We start from the raw sequence: 21961 nt of genomic DNA, 5'->3' as shown, positions 1-21961 counted from the left end.
GCTCCTGACCTGACGAGTGCCTGCCGTCTCTACCAGACTGCGATATGCGAATCCGCCCGCGGCTCAGTCCCGCCACACAGCACCCCCGTCACTGGATCACGCAGAATAATCTGCCCTCGTCCGTAATCCGTCAGGTCACTGGCGATCTGCACCTCGTGCCCGCGACGCGCCAACGCATTGGCCAGATCCCGTGAAGCGCCCTGTTCGATGCCGACCTTCATGCCGCCCAGCCACTGCCAGCGCGGCGCGTCCAGTGCCGACTGCGGGTTCAAGCCGAAATCCACCAGGTTCATCACCATCTGCACATGACCCTGCGGCTGCATGTAGCCGCCCATCACACCGAACGGCCCTAGCGCCTGGCCATCCTTGGTGAGGAAGCCGGGAATGATCGTGTGAAAGGTCTTTTTCCCCGGTGCCAACGCGTTGGCATGCTCGGGATCCAAGCTGAATTCCTGGCCGCGATTCTGCAGGGCAATGCCGCTGTCGGGCAGCACCACGCCTGAGCCGAAGCCGTGGTAATTGCTCTGAATGAACGAGACCATGTTGCCCTGCCCGTCCGCCGTGGCCAGATACACCGTGCCACTGGCATGGGGATCGCCCGGCTTCGGCAGTTGCGCCTGTTCGCCGATCTGCGTGCGGCGGCGGGCGCTGTAGCCGTCACTCAACAGATCGGCCACGGCCACGCGCATGTGCAGCGGATCGGTGATGTAGTGCAGCCCATCACTGTAGGCGAGCTTCATCGCCTCCAGTTGCCGGTGCCAGGTCTGTTGGCTGTCACGGTGATCGAAGTCGAAGCCTTCAAGAATCTTCAGCGCCATCAGCGCCACCAGGCCTTGCCCGCTCGGCGGGATTTCCCAGACATCCACGCCCCGGTAATTGACGCGGATCGGCTCCACCCACTGCGCGCGGTAATGCTCCAGATCCGTGGCGCGCAGATAGCCGCCCGTTGCCCGTGAATGCGCATCCAGGCGTTGCGCCAGCGCGCCGCGATACAGGCTTTCGCAACGGCTCGACGCCAACTCTTCAAGGGTTCTTGCCTGGGCCGGGTTACGGAAAACTTCCCCGGCCTTCGGCGCGCGACCGTCAATCAGGAACGTATCGAACCAGGCCTGCAACACCTCATCACGCTGCGGGCCGAACTCATCCAGCGCGATCTGCCATTGATGAGCAACCACCGGCGACAGCGGAAAACCGTCTCTGGCCAGACTGATCGCCGGTTGCAGCAAATCGGCGAACGGCAGCACACCAAAGCGTTGCGACAGCTCGGCCCAGGCCGATGGACAACCGGGCACCGTCACCGGTGTCCAGCCATACAGCGGCATCTGCTCACGGCCGGCTGCTTTTACCGCTTCGATACTCAGAGCCGCCGGGGCATGGCCGTTGGCATTGAGGCCATGCAACTGATCCTTGAACCAGACCAGCGCAAACGCATCGCCGCCCAGGCCGCAACCCGTAGGCTCGACCACAGTCAGCGCCGCCGCCGTGGCGATGGCGGCGTCGATGGCGTTGCCGCCCTTCTGCAACATCTCGATGCCGGCCTGTGCGGCCAAAGGCTGAGACGCTGCAACCATGCCACGACGGGCGAACACGCTTTGGCGTTGCGACGGATAGGGATATTCGTGAGCAGAAAATTTCAACATGGCAAAGGCTCTTCAAATCAAATTCATTGGCCGGACTTGATCCGGTTCCATTCGCGGGTGATCAGGCGCTGGATGTTTTCCGGGGATCTTCTCGAAGATCTTCAACGTGTCGGGGCTGCGGCTCCGCGCATAAGCTCGATAAACGCATCGTCAAAATCCTTGTGAAGATCACAGCACGCGGCTGAGAAAGGCCTGGGTTCGGGGATGGGTGGGACGGCTGAAAATCTGTTCCGGCGGGCCTTGTTCGATCAGTTCACCCTGATCGAGCACCACCACCCGGTCGGCCACCTCGCGGGCAAAGCCCATTTCGTGGGTGACCACGACCATGGTCATGCCCTCCTCGGCCAGTTCCTTCATGACCTGCAGAACCTCGCCGACGGTTTCCGGGTCGAGGGCGCTGGTGGGTTCGTCGAACAGCATCGCCTGGGGCTTCATCGCCAGTGCTCGGGCGATTGCCACCCGTTGCTGCTGACCACCGGAAAGCATCGACGGGTAATGCCCGGCCTTGTCCGCCAGCCCGACTCGCTTGAGCAATGCGTGCGCCTGATCCAGCGCAGCCTGGCGCGGCACGCCCAGTACCTGAATCGGTGCTTCGATGATGTTTACCAGCGCAGTCATGTGCGGGAACAGGTTGAAGCGCTGAAACACCATGCCGATGTCGCGGCGCTGACGGGCGATGTTGCGCTCCGAGTCGCGCACCAGGCTGCCGTCCGCCCGAGTGCGATAACCCATGGGCTGGCCGTTGACCCGGATCTCTCCGCCCTGAATGTCTTCGAGCAGGTTGATGCAGCGGATAAGCGTGGTTTTGCCCGAACCCGAGGCGCCGATCAGTACCACCACCTCACCGCGTCGCACTTGCAGGGAAATGCCCTTGAGAATCTGCAGGTCACCGAAGGCCTTGTGAATGTTCAGCGCCTCGATGATCAGTTCGTCACTTTGCTGCGCCATGATTAACGCCCCCTCAGCAGTTTCAGCGTGCTGCGACCGAACATCCGGCTGGAGGCCGGCGGTGGCGCAGAAGGTCGGTCGGACTGGCCGAAACGGTTCTCCAGCCAGCGCTGAAAGAAGCCCCACAGCGTGGTGAGCAACAGGAAATAGATCGCCACCACCAAGTACAGCTCGAACACCCGAAAAGTCGCCGAGGTGACCATCTGCGTGCTGAGCAACAGCTCCTGCACACCAATCACGCTAACCAGCGTGGTGTTTTTCAGCATCACGTTAAACTCGTTGCCCAGCGGCGGCACGATCACCCGAAACGCTTGCGGCAGCACGATGCGGCGCATCAGTTTGGCGAAGGTCATGCCCAGCGAACGGCCGGCCTCGTATTGGCCCTTGTCCACGGCGCCGATCCCGGCACGGATGATCTCGGCCATGTACGCGCCTTCGTTGAGGCCCAGGGCGATGATCGCGGCCTGAATGTTGCCGGGCACCACCAGCCCGAACAGCTCAATGTCTTCGAAGCGAAAAATCCCGCCCGCCGCCAGCGCGGTGTAGAGGAAAACGATCTGCACCAGTAACGGTGTGCCGCGCATCAGCCACACATAAAAACGCACCGGCAGATGCAACAACGGATTCTTCGACAAACGCAGCAGCGCGGCGGCCAGCCCCAGCACACAGCCCAGCAACATCGCCAGCACACTGATCAGGCACGTCAGCCACAGGCCGGTGAGGTACACGCCGCTGGGCTGCAACAGGTACTGCCAGAACACATCCCAATTGAAGTTCATCAACGCTTACCTCAATCGAGTGTGTCGCTGGAGACGTGCCACCTGTTCAACAACTGGTTGTAGCTGCCATCGCTGCGCATGTCGGTGATGATCTGCTGCACGGCGGCGCTCAGTTGCGCATCGTCCTTGCGAATGCCCAGCCCGGTAAGGATCCGGCTGAAGGCCGGCACGCCTTCCTCGAACAGGTCCGGCGCCATAGCCGCGTAATAACCGGCGGTTTCCACCGTGGTGCCGTAAGCGTCGACCTGATTGATGCGCAGGGCCTGGAAGGCATCGGTGTCGGTGTTGTAGACCACCAGTTTCATCGGCGGCTTGCCGGCCTTGGTCAGGCTTTCATTCTCGGTGTCGAGCAAGGTCTTGATGGTCGAACCGTTGAGCACCGCGATCTTGTGCCCGCTCAGATCCTGTAGGGTTTTCAGCGCCTTCGGATTGCCCTTGGGCACCACCACCGCTTGGCTGGAATACATGTAGTTGACGATGTCGATCACCTCACGGCGCTCGGGTTTGTCGAACAACTGGTCGACGATCATGTCGCACTGTTTGGCGAGCAAGGCCGGGAGCAATCCGGAGAATGGAATCACCCGCCAATCGACCTTTTTGTCGCCCAGACGCTTGGCGATTTCCAGGCCCAGATCGACGGTCAGCCCTTTGGGCTTTTGTGCTTCGTCGAAGGACACCAGTGGCGGCGAATCCATGCCCGAGCAATAGGTCAGTTTGTCGACCTTGACCAGACGCTCTGGCACTGTGGGTGCGGCAAGCGCCCACTGCGTACAGAGTCCGAGGGAAATTGCAGCCAGTAACAGGCGAGACATATGCATGACCAGACACTCCAGTTCGGTTAGTAACGGGGCAGTACTCAAAGTCAAAACATCGGCGGACTCGTGTTCCGCCCTGTGGTTATTTTTCCGATTGCAAAAATTTGATCAGCTCGGGGACCGTGCCTTCGATGTGCTCGCGCACCACGGCTTCGGCCTTGCTGGCATCGCCGGCGCGAATCGCATCGAGGATCATCTGGTGTTCCTGGCGCGCACTCAGGGGCTTTTCGATGTGCTGCAGCCAAAGGCGCATCGGCGCTTCGATCAATGAGTAGAGGGCGCCGATCTGCTTGAGCAGCCGTGGCCGATCGCTGAGGCTGCACAGGTATTCATGGAACTTGCGATGGCGGCTGACCCACGCCGCACTCTCCTCGCGGTAGTCATCCATTTCATCGAGCAGCCGCTCCAGCGCGGTCAACTGGCGCTCGCTAATCTTTGGCACGGCGATGCGAATCGCCAGTCCTTCCAGGGCGCTGCGCATCTCGAAGACTTCATGCATTTGCTCGACATCCAGACCGCTGACCACCGCGCCGCGGTTAGGCCGCAGCGTCACCAGGCCCTGCGCATCGAGGCGGCGAAAGGCTTCGCGCACCGGCATGCGGCTCATGCCGATTTCACTGGCGATGTCCTCGGCGATCAACCGGTCGCCCTTGCGATAACGACCGCCGCAAATGCCTTCCAACAGAAAGTTGTAGGCCTCTTCCTCGGCGGTCATCGGTTGACGCTGGTCGTAGGCGGGAGCGAATTGCATGGCAGCACCTTTTGTCTTTTTGTATCCAATTATCCACGGATACAAAAAAAGCACGATGCATGCCAGATTTCGCCGCACCGTGCCAAGCGCTTGATTTGAATGATTTAAGAAAACAACAGCGAGCAGATCCTGCAGCTCCAAACTTGAGTGGTGCTACCCGATGGCCCATGGCGAGCCCCGCAAAGGTGCAGATTGGTAGCTGAGTAACACTCGCCTCAACCGCACCCTGCGGCATGCATCATTGCGTCACCACCACCTTGCCAATCATCTGCGGATGCAACACACAAAAATATTCAAACGCCCCCGGCGTATCGAACACCCAGGAAAAACTGTCATTGGTGTCCAGCGCCCCCGAGCGAAACACCTTGTGGGTTTCCGCCACCGTGTGCGGAATCTGATCGTCATTGACCCACGTCACTTTGGTGCCGACGGCCACGGTCAGGTCCTTGGGGGCGAACATGAATTCCTTGATGTCGATCCTCACTTCCGCGGCCCACACCGGCATCGCCAGCAACAGGCCCATCAGCGCCAACAGTCGCGTTTTCATCGGTTCGCCCTCGGTTACACCAGTGTCGAATCAATCAGGGCCAGCGGATGCTCGCCTTGGGTCGCGCGCACGTCGGTGATCCCCAGGTAATTGCGCAATTGATCGGCTGCCACCGTCATCGGCCCCGGCGACGGTGCCGCGCCCGGTGCCGGCTGCGGATAGGCCGTGCCACGGGCGGTGTGAAAGGTGATATTGCCTTCGACTTTCTGGATCACTTGATGGATGTGCCCGTTGAGCACCGTCACTGAACCGTACTTGCGCAGCATCGCTATTGCTTGATCGCCATCCCCGGTGCCCCAGCCCCACGGCTGATAAATCGTCCACAGCGGGATGTGGGTGAATACGACGATCGGCGTACTGGTGGAAACCGCACGCAGGTCATCCGCCAGCCAGGCCAGTTGCTCGGCGCCGAGGTTGGCCTCATGGCCGGCCTGGAAATTGAACACATTGATCAGCGCGATGAAGTGCACGCCATGGTCATCGAAACTGTACCAGCCGTTGCCTTTGGTGCCCTTGCCGTAACGCTCCAGGTACAGCTTGCCGCCGCCCTCGTCGAGGGTGTCGTGTTCACCGGGTATGTAATGCACGGTGGACGGCAGGCCCTTGAGCAATTGCGCGGCGGTGTCGAACTCCTCGGGCTTGGACAGGTGAGTGATGTCGCCGGTGTGCAGGATCAGCGACGGCCGTTTGGGCAGCGCGATGACCTTGTCGATCGCCACCTGCAGGGTCTTGACCGGCTCCGGATTGGCCTCCTTGTTGAAGCCGATGTGCGAGTCGCTGATCTGCACGAAGTGAAAGGTGCTGGCCAGCGCCTTGGGGTCGCTGACGTTGCCCGCTTCGTCCAGCGCAAAGGCTTTGGGAATGCCGCCACTCAAGGCCCAGAGGACCCCGGCCCCGGCCCACGCCGAGCATTTGAGCAGGGTTCGCCGGTCCGGGTTGAGCGGGCCGTCGGTACGCAGCGGATGTTTTGCTTGAATGTCCATCGGTATGTCCTCGCGGGCGAACTACAGTGAGGTAGCTGACACGAGGTAAACCTGGCGGCGCGAGGCTTTATTCCACGGCAAAAAATAAATGTTTTTGCGCGAATAAAACCTGCCGCTGCACGGTTATAGGGGTGTGACGGTGCGGAACCGACCATGAAGCGATTTGAGGAATTGATTGCGCCCCATCTGGACGCGGCCTACAACCTTGCGCGCTGGCTCACCGGCAACGACAGCGCTGCGCGCGATGTGGTGCAGGAAAGCGCTCTGCGCGCCTTCCGGTTTTTGCAGCGTTTCGCCGATGGCAACGCCAAAGCGTGGTTTCTGACTATCGTGCGCAACGAAAGCTACACCTGGCTCAAGGCCTCGGCCGGACGCCATTGGGTCGCCATCGATGACGACATGGTGACTGACGACGGCCCCCTGAGCCATGGCCAGACCCCGGAACTGCTGGCCATTCATACGGAAAACGCCGCGTTGCTGCAGCAAGCGCTGTGCGCTCTGCCGCCGGCGTTTCGCGAGGTGATCGTGCTCAAGGAACTCGAAGACCTGCCCTACAAGGACATCGCCCTGGTGGTCGATATTCCCATCGGCACCGTCATGTCCAGGCTGGCCCGGGCACGGGCCCTGCTCAAGCTCGAACTGCTGAAGTTGCACGATCATGAATGAACTCGACTGCAAGGTTTGCCAGACCCAACTGCACGGCTATCTGGATCAGGAGCTGGATCCGGCGACGACGGCGCAGGTGGCCGCGCACCTGAGCATCTGCGCCGAGTGCGCGCGGCTGCACGAGCAAGCGAAGTTGCTCAAGGTCAGCGTGAAGCGCCATGCCCCCTATTACCGCGCCCCCGCCTCACTGACGGCCAGCGTGTTCGCCGCCGACACACCTGCGCCGGGGTTGATCCAGCGCTGGCAAAAATGGCTGGCTCCGGCCTTTTCCGCCGCAGCGCTGGCCCTGGCGATGGTGCTGTATGTCGCCACTCCGGGCAGCGAGCAACCCTTGATCGACGAGGCCGTGTCCAGCCACGTGCGCTCGTTGATGGGCGAACACCTCAACGACGTGGTGTCCTCCGACCGCCACACCGTCAAGCCCTGGTTCACCGGCAAACTCGACTTCTCGCCCCCGGTTTCCGACTACTCGGCGCAGGGCTTTCCCCTGCTCGGCGGGCGCCTGGATTACCTGCAGCACCAGACCACCGCTGCCCTGAGCTATGGGCATGCCAAGCACATCATCAACGTGTTCATCCTGCCGACGAGCGAGGCTGATAAAGCCGTGCAGAGCCAGAGCCTGCGCGGGTTCAACGTGGTGTCGTGGCAATCCGCTCACATGCGTTTCGTGCTGGTGTCGGACGTAGAGAAAACTGAGTTGGAGGCGCTGGGGCAGTTGCTCCGGAATGGCTCCTGATCCGGGCGGCGTGCCGAGTCAGCATCACGTTCAGAGTGCTTCGTCTGCCACTTCCTGGGTCAGAAAGTCGATCAGCGCCCGGGACGCCGCCGACAACTGGCGATGGGGCGGGTATATCACCGAGAACGGTCGGGAGCGACCGCCAGCCTGTTCGAGTAACGGGATCAGACGTGCGCTCTTAATCCGTTCCCGAACAATAAAGTCGTACGTCTGGCAAATGCCCATACCGTGCTCGGCCAACGAGACAGTGCCGAGCACGTCATCAGACAGTTGAACGTTCGCCTGCGGTATCCAATCGCGGTCAACGCCATGCTCGCGGAAGAGCCAGGGCCCGACCCGGCCGGTGCTGGGCATCACAAACGACAGACAGGCATGCCCGGCCAGCTCATCGACGCTGCGAGGAATGCCGGCACGCTGCAGGTAATCCGGCGAGGCGACCACGCACAGATTCGCGTCCTCAAGCTTGCGTCCAATCAGGCCGCTATCCGGCAATGGCCCAAGGCGAATGGCCAGGTCATACCCTTCGGCCACCAGATCCACATTGCGATTGCTGATGCTCAGTTCGATGCGCACTTGCGGATACTGGCGATTGAAGCGAGAGAGTAATGCCGGTAGCCGGTAATGCCCGTAAGTGGTCGGGACACTGAGTCGTACCCGACCGCTCAACGTACCTTCCTGCCCGAGAATCGCCCGCTCTGCGTCATCGATCAACGAGAACGCCGTACGGGACTGTTCGAGGTACAGCAAACCCGCATCAGTCAGGCTCAGGCGTCGCGTGGTGCGCCGCAGCAACTGAACGCCCAGACGCGTTTCCAGACGCGAAATCGCCCGACTGACCACCGACGGCGTTGTGGCCAGTGACACGGCACCCGCGCTCAGTGAGCCTTTCTCCACCACGGTGACGAAGACCTCAACATCCGCAAGATAATCGAATCGCCGGCTCACCTTTACCTCCAAAGAACAAGTGATGTTCCCGCGAGCCAGTTTATCGCCTGCATGGGCATGAATACAGTTGTCGCAACGCTCATTCCCCCCCTGGAAATCCCATGCGCCCCATCACCCGAATCGCTTTGGCAATGACCCTTTGCACTGGCGCCTTCAACGCCCAGGCCGGCAACGTACTGGTCGTGTTGTCTGACGCCAACCACCTCGACCTCAAGGACGGTAAAGTCTTTGCGACCGGTTTCTACCTGAACGAACTGATGCAACCGGTGAAGCTGCTGCTCGATGCCGGGCACTCGGTGACCTTTGCAACGCCGACGGGAAAGGCGCCTACGCTGGACCCGTCGTCAAATGACAAGATGTATTTCAACAACGATGTCGCGGCACTGCAGGAGCACAAGGCGCTGCTGGAGAAACTGCGGATCACCGCGCCGGGCGAATCCCCGGTCATCAGCCTGTCGCGTGTCGAACAGATCGGCTACGAGCATTTCGATGCGGTCTACGTACCCGGCGGCCACGCTCCCATGCAGGACCTGTTGCACAGCGCGGCATTGGGTAAGCTGCTGAACAACTTCCACGCCAACAACAAGACCACTGCCCTCGTCTGCCATGGGCCGATCGCCTTGCTGTCGACGCTCAACGACCCGACAACCTTCACCCGCCAGCTCGAGACTGGCAGCCAGACCACGGCCGCCGGTTGGGCCTACGCAGGCTACAAGTTCACGGTCATCAGTAATCAGGAGGAAGAACTCGCCAAGGGACTGTTGAATGGCGGCGCGATGAAGTTCTATCCACAAACGGCGCTGGAAAAAGCCGGAGGCATCTTCAGCAGCAACACGGCGCCATGGACGTCTCACGTCGTCACTGACCGCGAGTTGATTACCGGCCAGAATCCTGGCTCGGCGCTGGATGTGGGCAACGTCATCCTCGAACGGCTCAAGCCCCTTGACCCAGCGTAGGGCTGATTCTTCTGTTACCGCGCCGCTCAATGAGCGGCGTTGTTATCTGGTGGAGCGCCATTTCCCCACCGGTCTGCCAATAGGAACAGGCAATCCTCACAGATAAACCGGCATACCCCTCTCGCCCCAGGCTGCCTACCATGGCCTCTCACTTATCCGTCGGAGATTGCCATGCACAGCAGCAAAACCCTGTTTATCACCGGTGTCAGCAGCGGCTTCGGTAGCGCGCTCGCACAGGAGGCCCTCAGCGCCGGTCACCGGGTGATCGGTACCGTGCGCAATGACGCCGACCTGAAGTCATTCGAGGCCCTGTCAGCGGATCGGGCACACGGGGTGTTGCTCGACGTCACCGATTTCGAACGCATCGACGGGGTGATCGCCGACGTCGAAGCCACACTGGGTCCGGTCGATGTGCTGGTGAACAACGCCGGTTACGGGCATGAGGGCGTTTTCGAGGAGTCACCGCTGGCGGACATGCGGCGACAGTTCGACGTCAACGTGTTCGGCGCGGCAGCGATGATCAAGACGTTCGTGCCGTATTTCCGGCAGCGGCGAGCCGGGCACATTCTGAATATCACCTCGATGGGCGGCACCATCACCATGCCCGGCATTGCCTATTACTGTTCGAGCAAGTTTGCCCTCGAAGGGCTCTCCGATACGCTGAGCAAGGAATTGCAGCCGTTCAACATCTTTGTCACGGCGGTGGCACCTGGTTCGTTTCGCACCGATTGGGCCGGGCGTTCGATGCAGCGCACGGCGCGTAGCATTGCCGACTATGACGCCAGTTTCGACCCGGTGCGCAAGGCCCGCGAGGAGAAAAGCGGCAAGCAGTTGGGCGATCCGCGCAAGGCTGCGCAGGCCATGCTGCAACTGATCGCCAGCGCCGCACCGCCCGCACACTTGCTATTGGGCAGCGATGCGCTGAATCTGGTGCGCGATAAACTGCAACGCAGCCTCAGCGACATCGAGCAATGGGAAACCCTGACCCGCTCCACCGATGGCTGAGTCCCGGCACAGAGATCAATGCCCATGAGTCCATCCGATCCGTACACCGCGCGCATGGTGCAGTTGCTCGAACAACTCGCACCCTTGGAGGGCTACAACCTCAGTGCGCTGGAGGACGTGCGGTTTCTGCGCTCGAATCGGCCTTTGAGCAACACCCCGGTGCTGTATGACCCGGGCATCGTGATTATCTGTCAGGGGCGCAAGCGCGGCTTTCTGGGCGATGACGTCTACGTCTATGACGCTCAGCATTATCTGGTGGTCTCGGTGCCGGTGCCGTTCACCATGGAAACCGAGGCCAGTGGGGCTGAGCCGATGCTGGCGGTGTATATGCGCCTCGACCTGCAATTGGCCAGCGAGTTGATGCTGCAGGTCGACGAGGTGTTTGGGCCAAGCGACGCTCCGCCAAAGGGCATGTACGCCTCGCCGATGGATGATCCATTGCGCGCCTCGACCCTGCGTTTTCTCGAAGCGATGAGCGATCCGGGCGACGCGCAGATCCTCGGGCCGGCGCTGGTTCGGGAGATCTACTACCGGATCCTGACCGGTGCCCAGGGCGGTTCGATGCGTGCGGCGCTCCAGCAGCAAGGGCATTTCGGCAAGGTCAGCCGGGCGATCCGGCGGATTCACAGCAGCTATGAGCAACGCCTGGATGTCGAGTCCCTCGCCGAGGAAGCGGGAATGAGCGTACCGAGCTTTCATGTGCATTTTCGCAACGTCACCGACTCATCGCCGATGCAATACCTCAAGGCCACGCGCCTGCATCAGGCGCGCTTGCTGATGCTGCGTGGCGCCATGCCGGCCGCGACGGCAGCGTTCAACGTCGGTTATGAAAGCGCCTCGCAGTTCAGCCGCGAATTCAAGCGCTTCTTCGGCCGCACACCGCTGGCCGAGATTGCGTGGATGAAAGCCACGTATGCGCTGCCCCAATCCACCACGCCCTCCCTGTACGTGTCTTCGCACTGAGCACCAATCGCTCCCGGCCATCGCACGCCCGCCGCAGTCTCAAGGCAAAATCCCCGCGCATTCACTACGCTTGAGAAATCCGCCTCGGTGCAAGCCCGGCAAACACATTGAACATTGCACGCGGGCCGCTGTTCCAGATGATTCAGACAGAGAGTCAAGGACGAACATATGGATGTCTTCGCTCCCGCTGCGCCTGTTCCGCCTCAGCAAAGCACAATCACCCGCCGGTTGGCGTTTGCGGTCGGTGCGCTGTTTATCGTCGGGGTGATTGCCGCCATTGGCACCCTGCTCGGCATTGCCGCTCGCCTGGATCGCGAGGATGTCGAACAAACCCGTTTCTATACGGCCCGTGCGCTGGAGAATCGCATCGCCGCCTCCAAAAGCTACATCACCAGCTACGCCGACTGGACCACGGCTTACGAACACTTGCATACCCAAATCGATACCGACTGGGCTTACACCCAGCAGAACATCGGCAAGACCCTGTTCACCAGCGACGGCTATGACGGTGTGTTTGTGCTGGATCGGGGCCGCACGAAGTACGCCGTCGTGCAGGGTCAACTCGACGACGTCGACATCAACGCCCTGCTCAAGGTCTCTGCCGCGTCACTGATCGATCAGGTGCAAACCCAGACCGATCTGACGGTGCCGATCAGTGCTTACTCGCTGTTCGACGGCTCGCCGGCACTGGTCACGGCCGCGGCGATCCTGCCCAACGACGAGCGGCCGCTGGGCGATCCGAAACAGACCTCGGTGCTGGTGTTCGTCGACAAGCTGACGCCGAGCAAACTGCAGGCGATCGGCACTGCCTATGGCCTGCAGAACCTGAAACTTGCCCCGGATGACACGCTCGGCGAGGAACAGCCTCGGGTGCCGCTGGACAGCACCGGTTACAGCCTCAGCGCGGACCTCGAACGCCCGGGCCGGCAACTGCTGTGGTCGCTGCTGCCAACGCTCGGCGGGGTAATGGCGGTGCTGATGCTGTTGACCGGGTATTTCTTGCGTCACGCCTTGCGATCTTCGACCTACGTCGACCACAGCTTCAGCACGCTGCAGGCCTCGAATCAGGCGCTGGAAGCGGCCAATCATGCGCTGGAAGCCAGTGAAGAACGTTTTCGCGCGGTCGCCGAAGCAGCGTCGGACTGGATCTGGGAGGTCGACAATCAACTGCGCCTGACCTATCTCTCAGCGCGCTTCAGCGAGGTGACCGGTTACCCGCAAACCGAGTGGCTGGGGCAAGGCATCGGGCAACTGGTGTCCTGCGATACCACGCCGCTGGAGCTGTGGCTGAAAAAACTCACCGAAGACAGCAATGCCAGCGACCTGCGCTGCACCTACCGCGATCACGCCGGGCAGCAACGTCATTGCCGGTTGTCGGCACGCCCAATCCTCGACAAGCACACCGTGAGCGGCTATCGCGGCACCGCCAGCGACATCACCGACGAAGTCGCCGCCCATGCGCAGATCCAGCACCTGTCCATGCACGACGCCCTCACCGGCCTGCCCAATCGCAACCAGTTGGCGCGTTATCTGGATGATGCGCTGCAGCTCAAGGAGCATGCGCCAGCGCTGTCGCTGCTGGTGATCGATCTGGACAACTTCAAGCCGATCAACGACTCCCTCGGCCACCCGGCCGGCGATGCCGTGTTGCAGGAAGTCGCCAGTCGCCTGCGCGAATGCACCCGTGAGCTCGACATTGTCGCGCGCCTGGGCGGTGACGAATTCGTCGTGGTGCTCAATGGTATGGACACTCGACAGGAGGTCGACCGCTTTTGCACCCGGCTGGTCGAGAGCCTGCATCAGCCGATGGTCTTCGAGCACCATCCGTTGCACGTCGGCGCCAGCATTGGCATCGCGCTGAGCCGCCGCCAGGGCTTCGTGCCCAGCGAGTTGATCCGTTGCGCCGACATCGCGCTGTATCAGGCCAAGTCCGAGGGCAAGAGCACCTGGTGCTATTTCGAAGCGCACATGAACGACCAGATCCAGACCCGCCGGCAAATGGAAAGCGATTTGCGCGGTGCGCTGAAGAACGACGAATTCATCCTGCATTACCAGCCGCGCTACACCGTCGACGGCAAGCACATCGTTTCGGTCGAGGCATTGGTGCGCTGGCAGCATCCGACCAAGGGCCTGCTGGGGCCGGACGTGTTCATCGGCCTGGCGGAACAAACCGACCTGATCGTGGCGCTGGGGCGCTGGGTATTGCGCGAAGCCTGTGAAACGGCACTGAGCTGGCCGTCGGACATTCTGCTTTCGGTCAATCTGTCCCCGGCGCAATTTGCCCTCAGCGATGTCGTCGAAGACGTTCGCGAAGCGCTGATCCAGACCCGTTTCCCGGCCAGTCGCCTGGAATTGGAAATCACCGAAAACGTGATGCTGGTCGACACCGACGGCGCGCTGGCCACGATGAATGCGCTCAAGCAACTGGGCGTGCGCCTGAACATGGATGACTTCGGAACCGGCTACTCGTCCCTCGGTTACCTGCGCGCCTACCCGTTCGACGGGATCAAGATCGACAAGCGTTTCATCGCCTCGATCAGCCACGGCGCCAATGACCGCGCGGTGGTGCAGGCGATCATCGGCCTGGGCAAAGCCATGGGTCTGACCGTGACCGCCGAAGGCGTGGAAACCGAGGAGCAACTGGAGATTCTCGGCAAGGATCAATGCAACGAGGTGCAGGGCTATTTCATGAGTAGGCCGATCGACAAGAGCGCGTTTGCGCAGTTGTTGAAAAGCGCCAGGGCCGAACCGGCCGATCATCCGTCGCCAAAGAAAGGACGCGTCATTTAGCCGGCCTTGCATCGCCGGCAATAATCAATCATCGAAATGCACACAGCCCGGCTCGACACGCTTCGTTAATACGGTGTTCGTGTTGACTTCAATGGGTTTTGTTCAGGGTGTGTTTAGGGCCGTCATGTTTGAATAGTCCTCGCCGCGGGCCAGGCTCAACGTCTATTTCGCGCCACACACAAGTTCAATGCAGGCGTCACCGGACTGTCAGGATTACGGTCAAAAGAACAACTTCACTAAAGGGTTAACGATGGATCGATATGATGCCCCGCTTGTTGTAGAACGCACTTCGCGGGCTGGAATGTTGACGGGATTGATTACGAGAAATCCATGCCTGAGCATTTTTTTCATGACACTGGCCGTGTTCATGGCGTTGCAGTACAAACCCGCTGTCCTCAACTACACAACACGCTTTGTCGACTTTGCCGAGTACATGTTGCAGCACGGCGTCACGCTGTTCCCGATTGCCGACGATCTCAAGCCTTATCCCGACTACACGGTCCTCAATACCTTGTTGGTCTATCTGGTTTCCTTGCCGTTCGGCCGGGTGTCCGTTCTTTCCATGGGTATTCCGTCCTGCGTAGCCGCGTCGCTGATGCTGGTATTCATTTATCGGCTGGGGGCGCTGCACAGCAAGAAATGGGGTGCGTATGGTGTGCTTTTCAGCCTGCTGACCTGGGCCTTTCTTGACGGCGTCAACTCGCTGGCCCTGGATATCTATCCGGCGCTGTTAACGGTGATGTGCTTCTATTTTGCCTATTCGGCGGAAATGAAAAAGGACCCGCGGCGCCTGGTGTTTCTGTACCTCGGCCTGGCGCTGGGTTTCGCCTTTCGTGGGCCTATTGGCTTGATCGGACCGGCGAGTGTCATTGGCGCTTATTACTTGCTGAGCCGGCAGTGGCGCATGTTGCTACTGTTTTCATTGCTCTCGGGCGTGATTCTGGCTTTGGGGGTTGCGCTGCTGGCATGGGCGGCCTACTTGCAAGGGGGGCAAGCGTTCCTCGACGACGTGCTGAACATGCAAGGCATCGGACGTTTCGGTTCCGACCACGCGCCACGCTATTACTTCTACTTCTCCGCAGGCCTGTTTACCTACGGCATCACGGTGTTTTACGCCATTAATGTAATTCTCAAGAAGTACCAACAGTTCTTCCGCTCGACCCGCGATAAAGACATCGACCTGCTGCTGTATCTAACCGGGTGGCTGTTGGTGCTGCTGGTGCTGTTCACAATTCCAAGCTCGAAGAAAGCGCGCTACATCCTGGCAATCACCCCGGCGATTTCGTTGCTGGCCGCTTACCTCTTCGTCAGCAAGGAAGCCAGCTTCGTCCGCGCCAGAAACGGTCTGATGAATTTCTGCCTGAAGTTGCCCCTGCTGGGGTTGGGGATGCTGGTTGCGGTGCTGGTCTATAACAACTTCGCCGAAGTCCCGTTACAGCCCAACTACCTCGGCGCAGGCCTGGGGCTGTCTGCGTTGTTGAGCTTCTACCGTGTTAAACAGGAGTACTTTGTCGAACACCCCTATCGTGAGTTCATGACACTTTCCTATGGGGTAGGAGCCTTTTTGATACTGGACATGTTTTTCTTCAACCCGATCACCTACCACTTGGAACTCATGATCGAACCCACGCCAAAGTTTCTGCCATATTGGTTTTGGTGAAGCCTCTTCCTGACACATGAGTTAGCGACACTGAATCGGCGATAGGGCCGACACAAAAGCAGTCATCTGCAGCAGGAAAAAAATAAAGGTATCGCCCGCTTTCGCGAGCGACACCTTCATCCACTGCCCGCTAATCAGGCCTTGTTGTTCGCCTCTTCCAGCGCTTTTTCAGCGTTGAACCCGTCGAAGTTCTCGAATACGCCCAGAAAGCCCGGTACGGTCACTTCCCGCGCCCAGTCGCGCTGTAGTTCGCAGTACATTTGCACCCGGCTGATGAGCTTCGCCCCCGCCTGTTCCATTCTGCGCAACGCCGCCTCGTGCGCGGCGAGCGATGTGCCGCCGACCGCATCAATCGGCACATAAACGTCATAACCTTCCTGGATCGCGTCGAGCACCGGGAATGTCAGGCACGCTTCGGTCCAGAGTGCAGTCATGATGAGCTTCTTGCGCCCGAGCGCTTTGACCGCCTGCTTGAATTGCGTGTCCTCCCAACTGTTGATCGATGTGCGGTCATAGGTCGGCAGATGGCCGAGGACCTTCTGCAGTTCCTGAATCGGCGGCTTGTTGCGGCCGGTCGCGACATTGACTGTCGAGTGGATGATCGGAAGGTTGTAGTTGACCGCCGCCTTCGCGACGCTGGTTATGTTGAAGACGAGTTCATCACGCGGCATCGAGCGGATCGAAGAAACCTGAACAGGCTGATAATCGATGATGATCAACGCCGAGTTTTCCGGGGTCAGTAGTTGATCGGTATGGGGGTTGCGGAGAGTCTCGCTTGCCATTGGCAAATCCTTTTCATGGGTGACGCACGTTTGTGAATCAGGCCGGAGCCTGTGCGGGTGATGGGTTCCGAAACATGTGCGAATGACGCCATGCCCGGAAAATCCATTGTGCTGTTCCCATGTTCGACGCAGTAGTAGCATTGCGCGACGTGCTGTGTCGCGAAAAGAGGAACGCAAAAGTGGATATCGAAGAACTGCAGACCTTCGTGGAAGTGGCTGATGCCGGGGGCATTTCACAGGCAGCCCTGCGGCTTGGCGTGTCGAAATCGATCGTCAGCCGCCGCCTGGCTCGGCTTGAAACCGAATTGGGTGTGCAATTGCTGGCACGCTCCACGCGCGGGGCGGCGCTTACCGAGGCCGGTGCGACGTTCCGGGACTACGCCGCCAGGGTTTGCACCGAGATCGACATCGCCAAGGAAACGATCCTGCCTGCCGGCGCCCTCCGCGGCCGCTTGCGCGTGGCCGTGCCGCTGTCGTTCGGCCCGAGTCACTTCGCCCCGATGCTGGCAGAAATGGCGCGTCGGCACCCGCAGCTGCACATCCAGACCTGTTACAGCGATCGCTTCGTTGACCTGATTGCCGAGGGGTACGATTGCGCCATCCGGGTGGGCTATATGCAGGACTCCAATCTGATCGCCAGACGAATTGGCCCGGTCTACGGCAAGCTCGTCGCGAGCCCCGCCTACATCAACGCGCACGGCGAGCCCGAGACGCCGGATGAACTGATGGCCCATCAGGCGCTCATGCAGGGCACCGAAGCCTGGCAATTCATGGATGGCGACAACGTCATCACGGTTCGTCCGCAAGGCCGCTTCAAGGCCGACAACGGCATTGCCCTGGTCGCCGCCGCGACCGCAGGCCTCGGCGGCGCCTACCTGCCCGACTGCCTCACCCATGAACAGGTGGCATCCGGCGCACTGGTGCCGATCATGACAAACCATCCTCCCCCTCCGGCCGGTGCCTACATCATCCGCCCGCCGGGTCCCCACCCTGCGCGCAAAATCCGTGTGCTCACAGAACTGCTGATCGAGTTCTTCGGCGAAACGCCACACTTGGCGGTGCAGCCGCTGTCACATCAGGCAGACTTCAGGTGATGCGGGCAAGCTATCCAGAAATGCGCCAATCTGGCGCTTGCATCGCAAGTGCACCGTCGGGACCTGCGGGCCAATGGCCTGACGCACGGCCTCGATACCAGGGCGATAACCACGATCGAAATTCCATACAAAGTTCAGGAAGGTCAGGAACGCCCGATCAAGCTTCTCCGTACAACCTGCAGCAAGGTCTGCACGAGGTCGATTCAATACGCTGCGCAAGATCACCCGAGTGAAGCAGGTGAACCGCGGCGTATCGAGCCAAATGACCAGATCGGCACGAGGCAGGCGCAGGTCGAATGTGCGCCGGGCATAGTTGCCCTCACAGATCCAGACATCTGCTGATATCGCTTCTCTGACGCGTGCGCGAAACTGCTCGGCGTCTGGCTCGATCCAGCCGGGTTCCCAAAACAAAGTGTCCAGATGCACCACGGGCAGATCGAGACGCCTGCCCAAGGCGCGGGCAAGGGTAGATTTACCGCTGCCGGCATTGCCAAGAATTACAATCCGTTGCATGGGAACTTCCTGTCGAGAAAAAAGCCGGCAATTGTGCGGTTTTTGCAGGGTCAGTTAAAGACTGATAGATAACCGCGCCATCGACGTAAGTTTTTGCGGGCTGTTTTGTTTTTTGCAGGTCGGGCAACGTGCCGCCATCGTTGAGTGGCTGCTTTCGGCCAAAAGCGGACGTCGGCAGGCGACCGCTACCGGCCAGTAGCGGACATCCGGGAACTACTGCTTCCGGCCAAAAGCGGTCAGTGACAATATTCGCATAGGCTACCGCTCAGCTTCCCGAAGACCGATCTCGACTATTCGTTAGGTACAGCACCATCGCTGCACGAGCCGCATCTTTGATTACCTTCAGCCTCAACCAAGGTGATATTCGCGCCTTTATCAGCCACGTGATACGCCAGCGAAGCGCCCACGATGCCGGCGCTAATGACAACGATTCGTTTGTCCAGAGCATTTCCCATATCAACCTTCATTATGTCGACCTGGAGGCGGTTCATTGTCTGCCTCTGGTCGATTTCTGCTTGTCGTAACGGGCAGCAGTTGTCGTCCAGAAAGCAGATGTAGATTTGTCTGAAGTGGCGAAATAGCTGCCAAAATCATCGTGTTAAAACGCCGCCTGAAATGGCAGCAAGATAAGCGCGTGAGTGTTGTTGGCACGTGAGGGTATCGAAAATTCGTTCAGCGACTACGGTAAGCGTCATCAACGACTATAGTCATTGGTGAGCCAGAGCGAATCCGACCATTCCCCTGCCAACCTGGCCTAATCCAATTCCGCGATTACACGGCGGATCTTCTTGTGTTCCTTAATGCGGAACGTCAACGTTTCGCTGCCGAAATCACTCAGGCTCAGGCTGAGTTCGAGGCAGCGTTGTCTTTTTTGAACCCCTTGATGGTGGATGGAGTTATCCCGCCGGGCACGTCACATCCCACTGAGCACGTCCCAACCACCCATCTATCAAGGTTCAAGCAATGAATACTTTAGAGTTCGATGATGCACAAAAAACCAATGGCGACCTGGTTCAGGGTCCGCTGCCGGCCGGTACTGTCGCGCCCGACTTCACTCTTCACGCAACCCCTGATCAACAGTTGTCGCTGCGTGAGCTAAAGGGAAATCCCGTGATATTGGCGTTTTATCCCGCTGACTGGACTTCGGTGTGTGGTGACCAACTGACCTTGTACAACCAGTTGCTACCCACATTCAGAGAATACGGTGCGGTGCTATTGGGTATCTCGGTTGACAGCGCCTGGTGTCATCAGGCCTTTGCCAAAGATCGAAATTTCCACTTCAGCCTGCTGGCCGATTTCGAGCCCAAAGGGGCGGTGGCACGACAGTATGGAGCGTACGAGTCCCAGCTCGGAGTTTGTAAGAGGGCACTGTTCGTGATTGACAAGGAGGGGGTGGTCGCCTGGAGCTACATCTCACCAATGGCAATCAACCCTGGGGCGGACGGCATTCTGGATGCGCTGGATGCTCTGGCGAATTCACCACAAAGCACGCCAACCAAAAATTAACAGGTGATTACATGGCCACTCTCAAAGTCCCGGTAAGTGCCAACGACCATCGCCAGGGAAGTGCGCATGCCAAGGTCACCTTGGTGGAATTTGGTGACTATGAATGTCCTTATTGCGGTGAAGCGTATTGGATGGTCAAGAATCTGCAACAGCATTTTCGCGATGATTTGCTGTTCGTGTTCCGTAACTTTCCTCTGACCACCGCTCACCCGCATGCGCTGGGTGCAGCGGTCACCGCGGAGCATGCCGGGAGTCGAGGGTTCTTCTGGGAGGCTCACGACGAATTGTATGAAAATCAAGATCGATTGGGCCTGCCGCTGTATCGCGCCATTGTTCTAAAACACGGCCTTTCCAGCGAGGAACTCGACGTTGCCATGCGAGAGGACACTTACATCCCCAAAATACAATCCGACTTCAATGGCGGTGTACGCAGCGGCGTGAATGGCACCCCAGCGTTTTACATTGACGGGCTTCGCTATGACGGAGTTCCAGAGTTCATCGGGATGAGTCAGATGATTGAGCTTTTGTTAGTGCGTGGACGAAATCGCTAGAGAGCCAAATCGGCTTGGCATCACCCACATCGGAGCCGAGAAAAAACCAACGTTAGCTTCCTTTTACATTAAAGAGGTGGACACGGAGCCGGCAACTAATGAAATCTTTGAAGTATTATGAAGAAAATCGACACGCCACATGGTTGGAGTTGTTTTTTGACCTGACTTTCGTTGTTACGATAGGCCAGGTTACGCACACGCTCGGACATGTTCATGACGGCCACTTTGAACATAAGCAATTATGGACATTCTTACTGCTTTTTGTACCGTTGTGGTGGATCTGGTCCAGTCACACGATTTACTCCAACAGGTTTGATACAGACAGCAATCTTCACCGTTTGGCAACATTATTCATAATGCTCCTGCTCATTGTGCTATCGGCACGGATCGGGGAAGACCTGGAAGTGAACTACCCGCTTATTATTGCCTGCTATTTTGGTATACGTGCGATCATCAGTGTTATGTATATTTCGTCCATTAGTAAACTCGATTCTCGCGGCGAGCTTTCCTCAAGGCTCGGCTTCGCCCTATTAGTTAGCGCAGTTATTAGCCTTTCATCCGTTATTTTTGACCCGCCCTTGCGTTACCTTGTTGCTTATATTGGGATTGTTCTTGATATTCTGTTTCCTGTATTTTTCTGGACTAAATTAAAACCGTTGCCAGCACACACAGAGCACTTGGTTGAGCGCATAGGCCTACTCACCCTAATCTTATTGGGGGAGTCAATTATTAGCCTTTCCGGAGGCTTATCTAACATTCATTGGGGTTATTACAATGTGATGGCGGCCATCACCGGATTCATCATGATTTGCAGTATCTGGTGGATCTATTTTGATAGTTTTTACTTATTGAACAAACATAAAAGCATTATGAGTGGGCACGCCTTAATCTACTCGCACCTTTTTCTTTTTATGGGGCTGGCACTTCTGGCAAATTTGATCAGGCATGCGATCCTGAACGACATTGCGATGCGCGATTTCCAGATTATGTCGATCACCGGCATGGTCTTGTTCTTCCTGGGGAAGCAATATGGCTATTTCATAGCTGTGAGTCGAATAAGGAAATACATACTGCAAAACACCTTGATCGTGTTTTCTTTAGGTGGGTTAGTTATATTTCTACCACGTGTCGAGTACATATTGGTCGGCTTGACAGTCACCATGATTTGTTATGTTCTCCTGAATTTCAGATATCGTTGAGTCTTGATTATCAGGCCACAGCTCGGGAAAAGTGATCACGCGGCTGGTCTGCGGTTTGCGCGCTGCCTACTACGTCATTCTCAGTGTCCGAGCGACATGCGACGCTACCCTTGGTCTCTTTGGGTTTGTAAT

The 21961-nt window shown here is 58.8% G+C and carries 21 protein-coding genes and 1 pseudogene; 11 read left to right on the top strand and 11 right to left on the bottom strand.

The window, feature by feature from the left end; all coding sequences use genetic code 11:
- Positions 1 to 29: 29 nt before the first annotated feature.
- From ACIP8I_RS02180 to ACIP8I_RS02150, 7 genes are all read right to left on the bottom strand, one after another.
- A complete protein-coding gene (locus ACIP8I_RS02180; RefSeq protein ID WP_400758313.1) occupies positions 30 to 1640 on the bottom strand; it encodes a gamma-glutamyltransferase family protein in 1611 nt (536 codons plus the stop codon).
- A gap of 168 nt (positions 1641 to 1808) precedes the next feature.
- Positions 1809 to 2588 carry an amino acid ABC transporter ATP-binding protein gene (locus tag ACIP8I_RS02175; protein ID WP_400758311.1) on the bottom strand — a complete coding sequence of 260 codons (780 nt, stop codon included), beginning with the start codon at positions 2586 to 2588 and terminating at the stop codon, positions 1809 to 1811.
- A 2-nt stretch (positions 2589 to 2590) separates the two neighbouring features.
- Complete coding sequence (locus ACIP8I_RS02170) at positions 2591 to 3367, bottom strand: amino acid ABC transporter permease (RefSeq protein ID WP_007967116.1); 777 nt, start codon at positions 3365 to 3367, stop codon at positions 2591 to 2593.
- A gap of 11 nt (positions 3368 to 3378) precedes the next feature.
- A complete protein-coding gene (locus tag ACIP8I_RS02165) occupies positions 3379 to 4185 on the bottom strand; it encodes an ABC transporter substrate-binding protein (RefSeq protein WP_400758309.1) in 807 nt (268 codons plus the stop codon).
- 79 nt (positions 4186 to 4264) lie between these two features.
- Positions 4265 to 4933, bottom strand: coding sequence for a GntR family transcriptional regulator (locus ACIP8I_RS02160; RefSeq protein WP_007967111.1), 669 nt, complete (start codon positions 4931 to 4933; stop codon positions 4265 to 4267).
- Positions 4934 to 5171: 238 nt separating this feature from the next.
- Positions 5172 to 5480: a plastocyanin/azurin family copper-binding protein gene (locus tag ACIP8I_RS02155; protein ID WP_007967109.1), complete on the bottom strand. Its 309-nt coding sequence runs from the start codon at positions 5478 to 5480 to the stop codon at positions 5172 to 5174.
- Positions 5481 to 5494: 14 nt separating this feature from the next.
- Complete coding sequence (locus ACIP8I_RS02150; protein WP_400758306.1) at positions 5495 to 6463, bottom strand: metallophosphoesterase family protein; 969 nt, start codon at positions 6461 to 6463, stop codon at positions 5495 to 5497.
- Positions 6464 to 6616: 153 nt separating this feature from the next.
- Between ACIP8I_RS02150 and ACIP8I_RS02145 the strand changes: the two genes are divergently transcribed.
- Positions 6617 to 7129 (top strand): sigma-70 family RNA polymerase sigma factor, encoded by a 513-nt coding sequence (locus ACIP8I_RS02145; RefSeq protein WP_400758304.1) that lies wholly within the window; start codon positions 6617 to 6619, stop codon positions 7127 to 7129.
- Complete coding sequence (locus ACIP8I_RS02140; protein WP_400758302.1) at positions 7122 to 7865, top strand: anti-sigma factor family protein; 744 nt, start codon at positions 7122 to 7124, stop codon at positions 7863 to 7865. Before ACIP8I_RS02145 ends, ACIP8I_RS02140 begins: the two co-directional genes overlap by 8 nt.
- Before the next feature lie 30 nt (positions 7866 to 7895).
- Here the strand turns inward: ACIP8I_RS02140 and ACIP8I_RS02135 are convergent, their stop codons facing one another.
- Positions 7896 to 8810 (bottom strand): LysR family transcriptional regulator, encoded by a 915-nt coding sequence (locus ACIP8I_RS02135; protein WP_400758300.1) that lies wholly within the window; start codon positions 8808 to 8810, stop codon positions 7896 to 7898.
- Positions 8811 to 8911: 101 nt separating this feature from the next.
- Between ACIP8I_RS02135 and ACIP8I_RS02130 the strand changes: the two genes are divergently transcribed.
- From ACIP8I_RS02130 to ACIP8I_RS02110, 5 genes are all read left to right on the top strand, one after another.
- The gene (locus tag ACIP8I_RS02130) at positions 8912 to 9766 is read left to right on the top strand and encodes a type 1 glutamine amidotransferase domain-containing protein (RefSeq protein WP_400758298.1); all 855 of its coding nucleotides are present in this window, start codon (positions 8912 to 8914) and stop codon (positions 9764 to 9766) included.
- 171 nt (positions 9767 to 9937) lie between these two features.
- On the top strand, positions 9938 to 10771 hold the full coding sequence (locus ACIP8I_RS02125; RefSeq protein ID WP_400758297.1) for an oxidoreductase: 834 nt from the start codon (positions 9938 to 9940) through the stop codon (positions 10769 to 10771).
- Between the two features lie 24 nt (positions 10772 to 10795).
- Complete coding sequence (locus ACIP8I_RS02120; RefSeq protein ID WP_400758295.1) at positions 10796 to 11734, top strand: AraC family transcriptional regulator N-terminal domain-containing protein; 939 nt, start codon at positions 10796 to 10798, stop codon at positions 11732 to 11734.
- Positions 11735 to 11902: 168 nt separating this feature from the next.
- The gene (locus ACIP8I_RS02115) at positions 11903 to 14524 is read left to right on the top strand and encodes an EAL domain-containing protein (protein WP_400758293.1); all 2622 of its coding nucleotides are present in this window, start codon (positions 11903 to 11905) and stop codon (positions 14522 to 14524) included.
- Positions 14525 to 14873: 349 nt separating this feature from the next.
- On the top strand, positions 14874 to 16184 hold the full coding sequence (locus ACIP8I_RS02110) for an ArnT family glycosyltransferase (protein ID WP_400758291.1): 1311 nt from the start codon (positions 14874 to 14876) through the stop codon (positions 16182 to 16184).
- Between the two features lie 134 nt (positions 16185 to 16318).
- Here the strand turns inward: ACIP8I_RS02110 and ACIP8I_RS02105 are convergent, their stop codons facing one another.
- Entirely contained in the window at positions 16319 to 16966 is a 648-nt protein-coding gene (locus tag ACIP8I_RS02105; RefSeq protein ID WP_400758289.1) for a hydrolase, read from the bottom strand.
- A 179-nt stretch (positions 16967 to 17145) separates the two neighbouring features.
- On the opposite strand from ACIP8I_RS02105, the gene ACIP8I_RS02100 reads away from it, so the two are divergent.
- Complete coding sequence (locus ACIP8I_RS02100; protein WP_400758287.1) at positions 17146 to 18060, top strand: LysR family transcriptional regulator; 915 nt, start codon at positions 17146 to 17148, stop codon at positions 18058 to 18060.
- Here ACIP8I_RS02100 and ACIP8I_RS02095 read toward each other — a convergent pair.
- Together ACIP8I_RS02095 and ACIP8I_RS02090 are read right to left on the bottom strand one after the other, a co-directional pair.
- Positions 18037 to 18573, bottom strand: coding sequence for a hypothetical protein (locus ACIP8I_RS02095; protein WP_007967058.1), 537 nt, complete (start codon positions 18571 to 18573; stop codon positions 18037 to 18039). The two genes, ACIP8I_RS02100 and ACIP8I_RS02095, sit on opposite strands and share 24 nt — an antisense overlap.
- A 341-nt stretch (positions 18574 to 18914) precedes the next feature.
- Positions 18915 to 19028, bottom strand: a pseudogene (locus ACIP8I_RS02090) (FAD-dependent oxidoreductase); the annotation flags it as partial.
- 508 nt (positions 19029 to 19536) lie between these two features.
- Here ACIP8I_RS02090 and ACIP8I_RS02085 point away from each other — a divergent pair.
- From ACIP8I_RS02085 to ACIP8I_RS02075, 3 genes are all read left to right on the top strand, one after another.
- Positions 19537 to 20079, top strand: coding sequence for a redoxin domain-containing protein (locus ACIP8I_RS02085; RefSeq protein ID WP_007967055.1), 543 nt, complete (start codon positions 19537 to 19539; stop codon positions 20077 to 20079).
- 11 nt (positions 20080 to 20090) lie between these two features.
- Positions 20091 to 20630, top strand: coding sequence for a DsbA family protein (locus tag ACIP8I_RS02080; protein ID WP_400758284.1), 540 nt, complete (start codon positions 20091 to 20093; stop codon positions 20628 to 20630).
- 98 nt (positions 20631 to 20728) lie between these two features.
- The gene (locus ACIP8I_RS02075) at positions 20729 to 21829 is read left to right on the top strand and encodes a low temperature requirement protein A (RefSeq protein ID WP_400758283.1); all 1101 of its coding nucleotides are present in this window, start codon (positions 20729 to 20731) and stop codon (positions 21827 to 21829) included.
- Positions 21830 to 21961: the final 132 nt, after the last annotated feature.

The organism is Pseudomonas sp. NPDC088414 (assembly GCF_044753325.1).
Taxonomy (GTDB): Bacteria; Pseudomonadota; Gammaproteobacteria; order Pseudomonadales; family Pseudomonadaceae; genus Aquipseudomonas.
Note: the sequence above shows the minus strand (reverse complement) of the source record. Positions and strands in the feature narration are given on the sequence as shown.

Excerpts from the sequence above, each read along its gene's own strand:
- ACIP8I_RS02180 (WP_400758313.1), bottom strand. The coding sequence starts at position 1,640 with ATGTTGAAATTTTCTGCTCACGAATATCCCTATCCGTCGCAACGCCAA.
- ACIP8I_RS02175 (WP_400758311.1), bottom strand. The coding sequence starts at position 2,588 with ATGGCGCAGCAAAGTGACGAACTGATCATCGAGGCGCTGAACATTCAC.
- ACIP8I_RS02170 (WP_007967116.1), bottom strand. The coding sequence starts at position 3,367 with ATGAACTTCAATTGGGATGTGTTCTGGCAGTACCTGTTGCAGCCCAGC.
- ACIP8I_RS02165 (WP_400758309.1), bottom strand. The coding sequence starts at position 4,185 with ATGCATATGTCTCGCCTGTTACTGGCTGCAATTTCCCTCGGACTCTGT.
- ACIP8I_RS02160 (WP_007967111.1), bottom strand. The coding sequence starts at position 4,933 with ATGCAATTCGCTCCCGCCTACGACCAGCGTCAACCGATGACCGCCGAG.
- ACIP8I_RS02155 (WP_007967109.1), bottom strand. The coding sequence starts at position 5,480 with ATGAAAACGCGACTGTTGGCGCTGATGGGCCTGTTGCTGGCGATGCCG.
- ACIP8I_RS02150 (WP_400758306.1), bottom strand. The coding sequence starts at position 6,463 with ATGGACATTCAAGCAAAACATCCGCTGCGTACCGACGGCCCGCTCAAC.
- ACIP8I_RS02145 (WP_400758304.1), top strand. The coding sequence starts at position 6,617 with ATGAAGCGATTTGAGGAATTGATTGCGCCCCATCTGGACGCGGCCTAC.
- ACIP8I_RS02140 (WP_400758302.1), top strand. The coding sequence starts at position 7,122 with ATGAATGAACTCGACTGCAAGGTTTGCCAGACCCAACTGCACGGCTAT.
- ACIP8I_RS02130 (WP_400758298.1), top strand. The coding sequence starts at position 8,912 with ATGCGCCCCATCACCCGAATCGCTTTGGCAATGACCCTTTGCACTGGC.
- ACIP8I_RS02125 (WP_400758297.1), top strand. The coding sequence starts at position 9,938 with ATGCACAGCAGCAAAACCCTGTTTATCACCGGTGTCAGCAGCGGCTTC.
- ACIP8I_RS02120 (WP_400758295.1), top strand. The coding sequence starts at position 10,796 with ATGAGTCCATCCGATCCGTACACCGCGCGCATGGTGCAGTTGCTCGAA.
- ACIP8I_RS02115 (WP_400758293.1), top strand. The coding sequence starts at position 11,903 with ATGGATGTCTTCGCTCCCGCTGCGCCTGTTCCGCCTCAGCAAAGCACA.
- ACIP8I_RS02110 (WP_400758291.1), top strand. The coding sequence starts at position 14,874 with ATGACACTGGCCGTGTTCATGGCGTTGCAGTACAAACCCGCTGTCCTC.
- ACIP8I_RS02105 (WP_400758289.1), bottom strand. The coding sequence starts at position 16,966 with ATGGCAAGCGAGACTCTCCGCAACCCCCATACCGATCAACTACTGACC.
- ACIP8I_RS02095 (WP_007967058.1), bottom strand. The coding sequence starts at position 18,573 with ATGCAACGGATTGTAATTCTTGGCAATGCCGGCAGCGGTAAATCTACC.
- ACIP8I_RS02085 (WP_007967055.1), top strand. The coding sequence starts at position 19,537 with ATGAATACTTTAGAGTTCGATGATGCACAAAAAACCAATGGCGACCTG.
- ACIP8I_RS02080 (WP_400758284.1), top strand. The coding sequence starts at position 20,091 with ATGGCCACTCTCAAAGTCCCGGTAAGTGCCAACGACCATCGCCAGGGA.
- ACIP8I_RS02075 (WP_400758283.1), top strand. The coding sequence starts at position 20,729 with ATGAAATCTTTGAAGTATTATGAAGAAAATCGACACGCCACATGGTTG.